Source organism: Candidatus Hydrogenedentota bacterium (assembly GCA_012730045.1).
Lineage (GTDB): Bacteria > Hydrogenedentota > Hydrogenedentia > Hydrogenedentales > CAITNO01 > JAAYBR01.
Genome location: JAAYBR010000075.1, coordinates 15691 through 28138, shown reverse-complemented (window position 1 = coordinate 28138; position 12448 = coordinate 15691). Strand labels below are relative to the sequence as shown.

Sequence of the window (12448 nt, the reverse complement as noted above, 5' to 3'; positions counted from 1 at the left end):
CCCTCTTGTCGGCGCCGTCGGTCACGATTCAGGCTCCGGTTCCGGCTCGCCGCCGCTGTACTCCACCAGGACAATGGAGATGTTGTCCGGACCCCCGGCGTCCAGGGCGAGGTTCTTGAGGCGGTTCGCCCGGTCCAGAAGAGGGGCCCGCTCCGACAGCACCCGCTCCGTGTCCTCAATGGACACCACATCGTGGAGCCCGTCGGAACTGACCAGCAGCACGTCGCCCGACCGCGCGGTCTGCGGCTCGGACACGTGCATGGTGAAGGACGCCGTGCCGATCCCGTTGGTCACGACATGCCGCATCGTGCTGGAGGAAGCCTGCTCCGGCGTAAGCTGTCCCTCCCGGACTGCCATGCCGACCACCGTGTCGTCCTCCGTGAGCTGGCGCAGCACGCCCCGCCGGAACCGGCACACCCGGCTGTCGCCTGCGTGAAAGACCACATACTCCGCCCCCAGCATGCACACCCCGGCGATCACGCACCCCATGCCGGCGTGCTCCGGCTTCGCCCCGGACACCTGCCGGACCATGAAATTGCCCCGGTCGCCCCCCTGGCGCAGGGCGGCGAGCGTCGGGGGCCACTGCCCGTTCTTCTCGGCGCCGTAGAACTGCTGGTCCATGCCGCGCAGGGCGATGCGGGCGGCCAGGGCGCCCGAGGCGTGGCCCCCCAGCCCGTCGGCCACGGCGGCGAGAAACCCGTAGCGGACCATGAAGTCGTCGTTATCCGCGAAGGACATCTCCAGGTACCCCGCGTTCTTCACCACGCGCCCGAGCAGGAGCATGTCCTGGTTTTCGGAGCGCTTCACGCCCGGATCCGTCACACCGCACAGGCGCACTGTCTTCATGGGGCGATGATCCTCACCGTGAACTGGACCCCCGAAAGGGCGAGACTGTCCCCGTTGCGCAGCGCCATCCGCCCGCCCGCGGGCACGCGCCGCCGGTTGACCAGGGTGGGGTTCGTGTAGTCCGGCTGCTCCAGCGCCTCCACCTCCCACACGCCCCCCCCGTGAAGAAACCGGCAGTGCCTGCGGTGAACATACTGAATGCCCGGCCGCTCCCCGAGCTGCACCTCCGCCATGTTTTCAGGATGCTCCTGCCCGACCACCCACCCCGGCCGCAGCAGATAACACTCGCCCGTGGCGGCGTTCTCCAGGTACAGCACAATATCCTCGCCGTCCGCGCGGGCGGCTTCCACGGCGGGCGCCGCGGGGGCGGGGGGCGCGGCTTCCGGCCGCGGGGGCGCCGCGGGGGTCGCGGGCACCATGCCGAGGAACTCGCCGTCCCTCAGGCAGATCTCCGCCATCTCGTCGTTCTCCGCCCCGCAGCGCGGGCAGACTTTCACATAGCGCATCGAAATCGTCCCCGATTCGGGCCCTGGCCGCGGGCAGTCCTTCCGCCGCGCCCGCAGACATTATGCAGAAAACCGGCGCCCGGGGAAAATCACTGAACAAGGGGGGGGACTTGACATCGGGCGGTGCCTGCGGAATAATGCCGGTCGCTGGTCCGCACGTTCCGCCAAAGGAACGCCGGCGGCCATAGGAGGGTTGTCTTCGTGGAGCCAAAGCAGCGAAAAGACCGGGAACCGGCGGCGGCGCCTCCGGGCAGGACCATACCGCCGGAGGGAACCCCCTATCTGACTCAGAAGTTCTGGCGGCGCGCCGCCCTGGGTTGCCTGACCGCCGCGGGGATCATGGCCTGGTACGGCGGCATGATAATGGACCCGAAACAGCACTGGCTCTGGCTCGCCGGGTACTGGGGAGTCTTCCTGTTCCTGCTGCTGGCGGCCCTCTACGCCGCTGTGCTCGACCTGCGCTTCATCCGTCTGCACTACGCCCTTGGCGCGCGGGACATCTACCAGGAGACCGTGGGCGACCCCGCCTTCCGCGAGGCCCTGCGCAAGGCGCTGGAGGAGGAGCGGCGCAACCCCACGGCGCCGCCCCGGCCGCGCGGCGGCGGCAACGGCGGCGCCCCCTGACACGCGGCCGCGTGAACCGCGCCGTCCCGCCGCGCTATAGTATGGCGTCCGCCAACCCCCGGAGGAACGGCCATGAAAGTCCACGATTTCGCCTGGCAGGTCGCGGAGCGCACCATGGAGCTGCTTGAGCAGAACCAGCACTACAAGGTCGCCGACAACCACCGCAGGGAGATTCACGCCACCATCCTGAAGGAGGTGGACGAGATCATCCGGAAGGCGACGGAAAGCGGAAGCGCGCCCAAGGGCGGAAAACACAAGAAATAAGCGCGTCCCGCGCGCGGGACCGCACGACCAGGGAAGGCATCTCATGTCCAAGCTTTGGGGCGGACGTTTCGAGGGAAAAACGCACGCGCTGGTGGAGACGCTCGGCGAGTCGGTGTCGTTTGACGCCCGGCTGGCCCCGTGGGACATCACGGCCAGCATCGCCCACGCGCGCATGCTCGGCGACTGCGGCATCATCCAGAAGGGGGACGCGGCAAAAATCATCCGCGGTCTCAAGGAGATCGCCGCCGACATCGCCGCCGGGCGCATGGCGTGGTCCGCCGCCCTGGAGGACGTGCACACCAACATCGAGGCGGCCCTCGTGGCCAAGATTGGCGACGCGGGAAAACGCCTGCACACGGGCCGCAGCCGGAACGACCAGATCGCCACCGACGTCCGCCTGTGGCTCCGCGACCAGACCGACGCCGTCGTCGCCCTCCTGCGGGAACTGCGCCTGGCCCTGGCCCGGTTCGCCGAGGCGAACCTCGACGTCATCCTGCCCGGATTCACCCACCTCCAGCACGCGCAGCCCGTGCTGCTCGCGCACCACTTGCTCGCCTACGCCGCCATGTTCGCCCGCGACCAGGAGCGGTTCACCCAGATGCGCCGGCGCGTGAACGTCATGCCTCTGGGCGCCGCCGCCCTGGCAGGCACCCCCTACCCTGTGGACCGCGCGCAGGTGGCGAAGGAACTCGGATTCGACGCCCTGTCCGGAAACAGCATGGATGCCGTCTCGGACCGCGACAGCCTGGTGGAGTTCTGCGCGAACAGCTCCCTCGTGATGGCGCACCTGTCCCGCCTGAGCGAGGAGCTGGTGCTGTGGTCGAGCCAGGAGTTCGGCTTCGTCGAGATCGGCGACGCCTTCACCACCGGCTCCAGCATCATGCCGCAGAAGAAGAACCCCGATGTCGCCGAGCTCGTGCGCGGGAAGACCGGCCGCGTCTACGGCGACCTCGTCGCCCTGCTCACGCTCATCAAGGGGCTTCCGCTCACCTACAACCGCGACCTTCAGGAGGACAAGGAGCCCGTCTTCCACGCGTCCGACACCGTCCAGCTCTGCCTGGCCGTGTACGCCGCCATGATCCCGTCCATTTCCGTGCGCCGCGACGCGGTCGCGCGCGCCCTGCGCCTGGGCTTCATGGAGGCCACCGACCTCGCCGACTATCTCGTCCGCAAGGGCATGCCCTTCCGCGAGGCCCACGGCGTGGTCGGGCGCATCGTCCGCCGCTGCATCGAGCTGGACACCTCTCTGCCGGAGCTTTCCCTCGAGGAGTACACGCGGCATTCGGAGTCCTTCGGCCCGGACGTTTACGAGGCGGTCACGCCGGAGACCATGGTGCGCCTGCGCGACACCCACGGCGCCACCTCCCCGCGCCGGGTCAAAGCCGCTCTGCGCAAAGTGCTGAAAGAACTCGGTGCCTGATCCTTCGGCCCCCCCCCTCTCCGCCCCTCTCCTCTTTTCGAAAAAGCGGGGAATGCGGTCTCCGCGTTTTCCGCAAGAAAACGTCTTTGTTGACTTGAATTCTCGAAATCTGTAAAATACCCCTGTTCGTGCGAGGAGTTTTGGCAGATTTGTCAGGTCAAGGGCGCGCGGCAACGAGGGAGACATCATGCTCGGAATACCGGATTTCTGGATTTGGCTCGCCTATGTGCTCTGCATCGCAAGCACGCTTGTTTCCGTGGTTTATGGGCTCGTCTTCTGGAACAAGGGCGGGGAGGCGGACCTGTCCACCGACACGGCCGCGTGGGCAGAGGAAGAGGACAAGATTTCCAAGGAACTCTAACCCGGGTTCCTGCCGATACTTCTACGTCGTCATCTGGAAGGAAACGCATCCATGAACAGTGTCATGACTTTGTCCATTTTCGCGATTCTCTACCTCTGCGCGGTGGCCTACCTGGGCTTCCGGGGCTACAAGGCCACCCAGACCACGGCCGACTACCTGGTCGCCGGCCGGAAGGCGCACCCGGTGGTCATGGCGCTCTCCTACGGGGCGACCTTCATCAGCACCTCCGCCATTGTCGGGTTTGGGGGCGCTGCGGCGGTTTACGGCATGGGGGTGCTGTGGCTCACAGTGTTCAACATTTTCGTGGGCATCTTCATCGCCTTTGTGGTGTTTGGCAAGCGGACGCGCCGCATGGGCCTGCACCTTCAGGCCCACACCTTTCCCGAGCTGCTTGGGCGCCGCTTCAACTCCCGGTTCATCCAGGCCGCCTGCGCCCTGATCATCCTCGTGTTCATGCCCCTGTACGCGTCGGCGGTGCTGATCGGCATCGCGCGCTACATCGAGTCCACGTTCATGGTGGACTTCGCCGTCGCCGTGACCGTGTCCAGCCTCGTGGTGGCCGCCTACGTCATCGCCGGCGGGCTCAAGGGCGTCATGTACACCGACGCCCTGCAGGGCGGCATCATGTTCGTGGGAATGATCATTCTGATCTTCTACACCTACGCGCAGCTCGGCGGGGTGGTGGACGCGCACAAGAAGCTGGACGTGATTCCGGCGGACACGGCGGCCCAGTGGGAGGCGGCGCTTCCGGAAGTGCGCGCGGCGGCCCCCGCCGGCCTGGAAGACGCGGCCCTGCTCGGCTGGTTTGCGGGGGTGGCGGAGGAGTTGAAGAAGACCGCCGCCATGGACGACGCGCAGAAGGCGGCCTTCTTCGAGAAGCTTCCGGAGGCCAAGGCTGTCGGCGGCATCCTCAAGGCGCACCCCGAGCTGGTGAACCAGCTCGTGATCGCCAAGCTCTCCAAGAGCGGGTTCCAGGGATGGACGCGCATGCCCAAGAAGGACTCCCCCATGCTCTACACGCTCATCACCAGCCTCGTCATGGGCGTGGGTCTGGGCGTGCTTGCCCAGCCGCAGCTCGCGGTCCGGTTCATGACGGTGAAGAGCGACCAGGAGCTGCACCGGGCCGTGCTCGTGGGCAGCGTGTTCATCCTGTCCATGACGGGCGTCGCGTTCACTGCGGGGGCCCTGTCCAACGCCTGGTTTCTCATGCCGGAACATGGGGGAAAGGTGGCCCTGGCCTCGGTGCCTGGGGGCAACATTGACTCCATCATCCCCGCCTTCATCAACGGCGCGCTCCCGAAATGGTTCGGCCTGCTGTTCATGCTCACCCTGCTGTCGGCGGCCATGTCCACGCTCAGCTCCCAGTTCCACACCATGGGGACCGCCATCGGGCGCGACTTCTTCGAGAAGGGCCTCATGGGGTCCAAAGCCGGCGCGGGCACCGTGCTGATCACCCGGCTGGGCATCGTGCTTGGCCTTGTCGCGACGGTGGTGCTCTGTTTCGTGCTTCCCGAGGGCATCATCGCGGCGGCCACGGCGATCTTCTTCGGCCTCTGCGCCGCGGCCTTTCTTCCGGCCTATGCCGGCGCCCTGTTCTGGAAGGGCATGACCAGGGCGGGGGCCGTCGCCAGCATCTGCACGGGGTTCCTCTTCGGCTTCTTCTGGATCACGTTCATCCAGATGCCCAAGACGACGCTTCCGGCCATTCTGTCCAACTATCTCCTCGGCAAGCCGACCCTGCTTCCGGAGCCCGTCTTCGGCATCCACTGGAACTGGGTGGAGGCGCTGTTCGTCGCCCTGCCGGTCTCCGCAGTGGTCGCCGTCGTCGTCAGCCTGGCCACCAAACGCGAGTCGGACGAGCATCTCGCCCTGTGTTTCGGCGGAATCGGCCGGAAACACGCAAAATAGCCCGGGGAAAAGCCCCCAGCCGCCGCGAGAACCCCGTGCTGCCATTGCAATCACAGGGGCCGCGCGGATAAAATCGCGCCAATGACTTCGAGTTCCACCATACAATTCTGCGCCCTGGGCGGCGGGTGCGAAGTGGGGGCAAACAGTTTCCTCGTTTCCCTCAACGGGCATCAGGTCCTTCTGGACTGCGGAACGCACCCCAAAAAGGACGGCGCGGCCGCGCTGCCCGCCTTCGACCTGCTTTCGCGCCGCCCGGACGCGTGCGTCATCACGCACGGACATGTGGACCACTGCGGCGCGGCCCCCCATCTTGCGCGCATGTTCCCCGGGATAAAGTGGCATGCCACCTCGGCCACGGCGCGGATCATGGACCGCATGCTCCACAACAGCGTGTCCGTCATGGAAACCCTCTCCAAAGAGCGGGGCATCAGCGACTACCCCCTCTACGAGCATGAGGATGTCGGCTATTTCCTGCGCGCAACGGAGCATCACGACTTCCTGAAGCCCTTTCCAATGCCCTGCGGCGACGGCGCGGAGGCCATGTTCATCGAGGCGGGCCATGTGCTGGGCGGCGGGAGCGTGCTGCTGCGCCTGCCCGGACACACGGTGTTCTACACCGGCGACATCTGCAAGACCCGGCAGCACCTCATGGGGGGCTACCGCCCCCTGCCCCGCGACATCCATGTGGACACCCTGGTGATCGAGTCCACGCAGGGCGCCACGGACGATGACAGTTTTGGCACCTACCGGGAGGAGATTGAGCGCCTCGGCGGGGCGCTCAACGCCACGCTCCAGGGGGGCGGATGCGCCCTGATCCCGAGTTTCGCCCTGGGCCGCACGCAGGAAATCGCCAACATTGTGGCCGACTTGCAGGAGCGGGGCGCCATTCCCTTCACGCCCATCTACACCGCCGGGCTGGGACGGGCCATCTATGAGGTCTACCAGACCTACTCCGACCTGCTCATGCCCCACGCAGAGCTGCGCCCGCTGCGGCGCTTCGAGCGCCTCGGCAACCTCTGGGAACCCGGCGAGGTGAAGCGTCTTCTGCGCGAACCCTGCGTGATTGTGGCCACCTCGGGCATGATGATGGAAAATACCCCGTCCGCCCTGCTCGCACAGGAAATGGTCCGCCAGACCCAGCACGGCATCTTTTTCGCGGGCTATCTCGACCCGGACACCCCCGGATACAAGCTGCTGCACGCCCCTGTCGGCGCCCCGCTCCAATTCGAGTTGAACCGGCCGCCCGTGGAGAAGGTGCTGGAAAACGTGCAGAAGTTCCGGTTCAGCGCCCACGCCACCCGCTCCGAGCTGGCGGACGTTGTGGACCGCATCCAGCCGGAGAACGTGGTCTACATCCACGGGGATCCCGACGCCGTCCGGTGGATGGAGGAGAACACCGGCGCCGGCCGGCGCACCTTTATGCCGGAGGTCGGGCAGGTGGTGACGCTGGAGGCATGACGTGAGCGACGCCAAGACAAAAGTATCCCCCCTGAAACGGGCGCAGTCCATCGCGGCAGTCCTGCTCTGCCGGCTCATGGGGGCGCTTCCCCTGACCGTTTCCAGGGTGTTGGGCGAACGCTTCTTCCTTCTGGCGCTTCTGGTGCTGCCGCGCCTGAAGAAAGTGGGTATGGCCAATCTGGACCTTGCGTACGGCGACACGCTGACCCCCTCTCAGAAGAAAAGCATCCTGCGCGGGGCGGCGAGAAATCTGGGGCGGGTGGCCGCCGAGTTCGCATGGATTCCGAGGGTTGCGTCGTCCACCCCCGGCGAACTGTTTCATGTGGCGGGGCTTGAACATGTTGACCGGGCGCAGGGGGGGGTCTTTGTCGGCGCGCACCTGGGAAACTGGGAGTGGCTCGCCCCGGCTGCGGCTGTCTGCGGGATCAAATCCATGATCGTTGTCCGGGGCTTTGACGACCCGGTTCTCGACCGCATGGTGGATGCGGTGCGCCGCGTTCCGGGCGTGGAGACGGTGCACAAGGACGCGGCAATGGGCGCCCTGGTCACCGCGGTGAAACAGGGAATATGCGCCGGGATTCTTGCGGACCAGAACCCGCGGGAAAACGCGCTGCCCGCGCCCTTCTTTGGAGTGGACACCTGGGCGACCATTGGACCCGTCATGCTGGCGAGACGGGCAAAATGCCCGGTCTATCCCGTATCCATGACGCGCAACGACGAGGGCAAGTACGTTCTGGAGTTTTGTCCGCCTCTCGAAATGGTCCACACAGACGACACCCTTGCAGACCTGGTGGAGAACACCCGGCGCTGTCAGGCGGCCCTGGAAACCCTCGTTCGGCGAAGCCCCGGACAGTGGCTTTGGTTCCATCGGCGCTGGCGCAAACGTGAGCGCCTCGAGCGGGAGTGGGCGGCCCGTCTTGAACGCCGGGAATCTGCCGAAAAGCAGGGGGACTGATTCGGGGAGAGCCCCGCCCTGACAACGCCCACCCTGTTTGTGTATCATCTTCCCGAAGGAACAACACGTGATGCCAATGCAACCCGACAACACCATCCGCCTCGGAGGCTGCGCCCTGGGCGGCAGGCCCCGCGTTGTTGTGGCGGTGCGCGCCGGTGTGGACAGGACCGAGGTGGAGGCGGCCCTCGCCTCCGGGGCGGACATCATAGAACTGCGGGCCGACCTCTTCCCCGGCCCCACGCCGGAAACGGTCGCCGGGGAATGCGCCCGGTTCGCCGGAATGCCCAGGCTGCTGACCGTCCGGTGCGCCGCCGAGGGCGGCGGATGGCGCGGTGATGAGGCGGGGCGTCTTGCATGCATTCTGGCGGGACTGCCGCACGCCGAGGCCCTGGACATCGAGCTCTCCGCCAAGGAAATCCTGGGCGCGGCGGTGGGCGCCGCCCGCGCCGCCGGCAAGACCGTGATCGGATCGTTCCATGACTTCACCGCCACCCCGGACCTTTCCGCGCTGGAGGCGGTGGCGGTCTCCGCCGACCAGGCGGGAGTGGACATTCTGAAGGTTGCGGTCACCTGCAACACGCCGGAGGATCTCCGCCGGCTGGCGACGTTCACCCTGGCCCATGCATCCCGCCCCCTGGCCGTCATGGGCATGGGGCCCGCCGGGATGACGTCCAGAATCTTCTTTCCCGCGCTGGGTTCCCTGATGACCTACACATTCCTCGGCGAGCCCAGCGCGCCGGGACAATTGAATTGCCTGGACACGGTCAAGTACATTAACCTTTTTTACGGGTTTGCCGGTTCCAAGGAAGGCTGACCGCCTGTGGCGGACATGAGGAGGCTTGTCATGCAAAAAGCGCTGATCATCCAGTCGAACGGTTCAGGAAAGAACGAGCTGGAGGACCTGCTCCGCGAAGGGTGGCGCGTGGTGTCCATCACCGCGAACAACGGCGGCAGCTACAACGATTTCCTGATCATTCTCGAAAAGGACTGACCCTGAAAACCGCGGTCCGGCGACACAGGGGCGGGGCGTGCGGGCGGACGGACCGTGCCATTACTGAAAGGTCCGTGCCATGGGCTGGCGGTTTTTCCTGACTACTGCGCTGTTCCTGCTTTTCTCCGCCGTTTTCTCGAACGCGTGGGCCGCGGACCCCGAAGCGGACGCGACCCACTCCGGGCGGTATCTCGTGACCGTCTTCGATGACGCCTCCGGATTCTCCCCCCACGGGGGATCCCTGTCCGGCGGCGTGTGGTCCCCGGATTTCGCCGCCGTCTCCGAGCCTTCCCTGGGCCACTCGCTCTCCCTATTCGGCCACCCCACGCGCCTGTTGCTGAAGGTGGCGTCCGCCGCGCCGGGTCTCCGCGTGAAGATGCTTATCGGCTCGCACTTCCAGTCCTTCGAGCGGATGGTTGGGGTGCTTGAGGGCGGCGCGCAGACCCTGGAGATCAGCATGCCGCCGGAGGGGTGGACCCACTCGGGCGCCGAAGAGAGCGCCCTCTCCTATCCGCTCCGCATCCTGCGCATCTCCCTTGAGAAGGGGGCGGAGCTTCCCGCCGAGCCCAGGGTGGCCCTGGAATCCCTCCACTGCGACACGGCCATCCCCACGGCCAATCTGGTGACGCTATATGCCACCCTGACCCCCGATCCCGCCGCCCCCGGCGCCATGACGGCGTTGTGCAGGGGCTGGAACCTGTCGGGCGGAGAGGCCGCAGGAACCCTCGTCATGTCCTTCCAAGACTGGGAGAAGAACGTGCTCAAGGAGGAGTCCCGGCCCTGGACCCTGCCCGGCGATGGCACGCCCCTCGACACCTCCTTTTCCGTGACCGTGCCGGAGGACCGGAACTTTGCGGATGTCTCCTTCCGGTTTGAGGCCGCGGGCCTTTCCCCCGCCTCGGCACGGGCCGGATACACCCGTCCCCTGGCCGATGCGGGCTCCGCCGCGCTGGCGCCGGAGTCCCCCTGGGGCATGGGTGTGTTCCTGTACCGCTACGGCGGGCACCCGGAGGGGCTCGCGGCCATGGGGCGGGCTGCGGAAATGGCCCGCGATGCGGGCGTGAAATGGACCCGCGAGGAGTTCAGCTGGGCGGGCATTGAGACCGCGCCCGGCGTGTACGACTTCTCCTACTACGACAAGGTTGTGGACACGGCGCGCCGGAACGGCATCAGCGTCTACGGGCTGCTGGCCTACTGGGGGCGGTTCACGGAACCGTACACCGAAAAAGGCGTGGACGACTTCTGCGCCTGGGCGCGCGCGTTGGTGCGCCATTTCAAGGACCGCGTGAGGCACTGGGAAGTCTACAACGAGCCGAACATCTTCTTCTGGACCGGACCCAAGGACCTCTACGCGACCCTGCTGGACAGGTGCGGCAAAGTCATCAGGGAGGAGGATCCGGAGGCCCTGGTGCTGGGCATGTCCACCGCCGGCATCGACACGACGTTCATCCGGAAGATGGAGGAGTTCTCCCCCGGCTACGACATCCTCACCGTCCACCCCTACCGCAACCGGCTGGATGAGCGGGCGTTCATGGGGGAGCTCCAGCGGGCCTCCAAAACGGCCCGCGGCCGCAGGGTGTGGATCACCGAGATGGGATGGTCCACGTATCTTAACGGCGGAAAGGACGAGCGGGAGCAGGCCGGGCTTTTGGCGCGGTGCTATCTGGGCGCCGTCGCGTCCGGCGTCATGGACAGCATGGGGTGGTACGACTTTCGCGACGACGGCACCAACCCCTTCTACTTCGAGGAGAACTTCGGGGTCATCCGCGCGGACATGGCGCCGAAGCCCGCGTACCGGGCCCTCGCCTCCGTGTGCCGCACCCTGCACTCCGGGAAGCCGCGCCTCGTGGAGACGGGCGACGACACGATCTTCGCCCTGTGCATGGGCGGAAACACGGCGATCTGGTCGGCCTCCCGGGACGCGCGTGTGCGCTGCTCCCTTAACCGGCGGCCCGGCCCGGTGCTTAACCTCATGGGGGAGCCCGCGCCGTTCACCCAGAAAGGGCGGACCGTGGAAATCCCGCTGAAGGCGGGCGCGCCCGTGTTCGTGTCGGACGCCGAACCCCGCCGTGTCACCGTTCTGGACTGAGCGCCGTTCCCACAGGCGCGAAACAACCTTTGAAAGCCTGCTGTGCAGTCTGACATCACCGTACTGATTGCCGCCGGGAGCCGCGCGGGCATCTTGCCCGTGCTGCTTGCGGCGCTTGAGCGCCAGACCCTCGCCCCGGGCCGGTTCGAGGTGGTGGTGTCCGGCCAGGCGGGCGGCGACGGCACCCTCGAGGAGGCGGAACGTTTCGCCCGGGGATCTCCAGTGCGCATCACCTGCGTTGAGTGCGCCGCGGAGGGGCAGGCTGCCGCGCTCAATTTGGCGGCAAAGACGGCAAAGGGGCGGATGCTCCTTTTTCTGGACACCCTCCTGCTCCCCTCCCCCCGGCTGGTGGAGCGGCACTTGGCCGCCCACACGGAAATACAGGACCCCGCCTGTGTCTTCGGGAGCATGGCCAACCACCCCAGGCTCCGTCCCGGGGCGCTCACCCGGTGGCTGCTGCCCGAGGAGCGCCCCCTTCCGGTGAAGGATTCCATGCCTTTCGCGGTCTGGCGGATGCAGAATCTGAGCATGCCCAAGGCGGTCTTCTCCGAACTCGGCGGCCTCGATGAGACCTATTCCCCCGCGACGGCGGCCATCCACCTCGGACTCCGGGCGGCCCGTCTGGACCTGCGGACGGTTGTTGACGGCGGGGCGCGCGCGCACATCTGGTGTGAATGCTCCCTGACCGGCGAACGGCGGCGCCTGTATTTTGAGGGGCGGGCGCTCCGCCGCCTCGCGGATGCCATGGACGTGGCGGGACTCGAGGCCCATTACCATCTGTCGCCGCCGTGGTGGGCCCGGTTTCGGGACAGGCTGCTCGTGCCCTATTATGTGCGCGCCGTGGAGGAGCACCGGCCGGATGACCGTCCCTTCGGCCTGGCGCGCCGACGCATCCTGCGAAGAGAGCGGTATGCGGGCTTCGCGCACGAGGCGGCGGGCACGCCCCCGGTGTGGCCGTCCGCCGTTTCCTGCACTGCGGAACCCGCCGTCCCCGGAGACCCTTTCCGGGACTTCGAGTAGAAACCG

General features: G+C 66.9%; 13 protein-coding genes. 11 read left to right on the top strand and 2 right to left on the bottom strand.

What is annotated here, in order from left to right; translation table 11 throughout:
* Nucleotides 1-21 precede the first annotated feature (21 nt).
* Together GXY15_07625 and GXY15_07620 are read right to left on the bottom strand one after the other, a co-directional pair.
* Nucleotides 22-846: a serine/threonine-protein phosphatase gene (locus GXY15_07625; protein NLV41084.1), complete on the bottom strand. Its 825-nt coding sequence runs from the start codon at nucleotides 844-846 to the stop codon at nucleotides 22-24.
* Nucleotides 843-1352 carry an FHA domain-containing protein gene (locus GXY15_07620; GenBank protein NLV41083.1) on the bottom strand — a complete coding sequence of 170 codons (510 nt, stop codon included), beginning with the start codon at nucleotides 1350-1352 and terminating at the stop codon, nucleotides 843-845. The genes GXY15_07625 and GXY15_07620 overlap by 4 nt, the downstream gene beginning before the upstream one ends.
* Before the next feature lie 201 nt (nucleotides 1353-1553).
* Between GXY15_07620 and GXY15_07615 the strand changes: the two genes are divergently transcribed.
* The 11 genes from GXY15_07615 to GXY15_07565 all read left to right on the top strand — a co-directional run bounded on the left by GXY15_07615 (nucleotide 1554) and on the right by GXY15_07565 (nucleotide 12442).
* Nucleotides 1554-1976, top strand: a complete 423-nt coding sequence (locus GXY15_07615) for a hypothetical protein (protein ID NLV41082.1) — start codon at nucleotides 1554-1556, stop codon at nucleotides 1974-1976.
* A 72-nt stretch (nucleotides 1977-2048) separates the two neighbouring features.
* A complete protein-coding gene (locus tag GXY15_07610) occupies nucleotides 2049-2240 on the top strand; it encodes a hypothetical protein (GenBank protein NLV41081.1) in 192 nt (63 codons plus the stop codon).
* 43 nt (nucleotides 2241-2283) lie between these two features.
* The gene (gene argH / locus GXY15_07605; protein ID NLV41080.1) at nucleotides 2284-3660 is read left to right on the top strand and encodes an argininosuccinate lyase; all 1377 of its coding nucleotides are present in this window, start codon (nucleotides 2284-2286) and stop codon (nucleotides 3658-3660) included.
* Between the two features lie 187 nt (nucleotides 3661-3847).
* Nucleotides 3848-4021, top strand: a complete 174-nt coding sequence (locus GXY15_07600; GenBank protein ID NLV41079.1) for a hypothetical protein — start codon at nucleotides 3848-3850, stop codon at nucleotides 4019-4021.
* Nucleotides 4022-4072: 51 nt separating this feature from the next.
* Entirely contained in the window at nucleotides 4073-5929 is a 1857-nt protein-coding gene (locus GXY15_07595) for a sodium:solute symporter family protein (GenBank protein NLV41078.1), read from the top strand.
* 81 nt (nucleotides 5930-6010) lie between these two features.
* Complete coding sequence (locus tag GXY15_07590) at nucleotides 6011-7387, top strand: MBL fold metallo-hydrolase (GenBank protein NLV41077.1); 1377 nt, start codon at nucleotides 6011-6013, stop codon at nucleotides 7385-7387.
* Between the two features lies 1 nt (nucleotide 7388).
* On the top strand, nucleotides 7389-8342 hold the full coding sequence (locus tag GXY15_07585; protein ID NLV41076.1) for a lysophospholipid acyltransferase family protein: 954 nt from the start codon (nucleotides 7389-7391) through the stop codon (nucleotides 8340-8342).
* A gap of 70 nt (nucleotides 8343-8412) precedes the next feature.
* Nucleotides 8413-9156 (top strand): type I 3-dehydroquinate dehydratase, encoded by a 744-nt coding sequence (locus GXY15_07580; GenBank protein ID NLV41075.1) that lies wholly within the window; start codon nucleotides 8413-8415, stop codon nucleotides 9154-9156.
* A gap of 30 nt (nucleotides 9157-9186) precedes the next feature.
* Nucleotides 9187-9333 (top strand): hypothetical protein, encoded by a 147-nt coding sequence (locus tag GXY15_07575; protein ID NLV41074.1) that lies wholly within the window; start codon nucleotides 9187-9189, stop codon nucleotides 9331-9333.
* Between the two features lie 79 nt (nucleotides 9334-9412).
* On the top strand, nucleotides 9413-11422 hold the full coding sequence (locus GXY15_07570) for a hypothetical protein (GenBank protein NLV41073.1): 2010 nt from the start codon (nucleotides 9413-9415) through the stop codon (nucleotides 11420-11422).
* Between the two features lie 42 nt (nucleotides 11423-11464).
* On the top strand, nucleotides 11465-12442 hold the full coding sequence (locus GXY15_07565) for a glycosyltransferase family 2 protein (protein NLV41072.1): 978 nt from the start codon (nucleotides 11465-11467) through the stop codon (nucleotides 12440-12442).
* Nucleotides 12443-12448 lie beyond the last annotated feature (6 nt).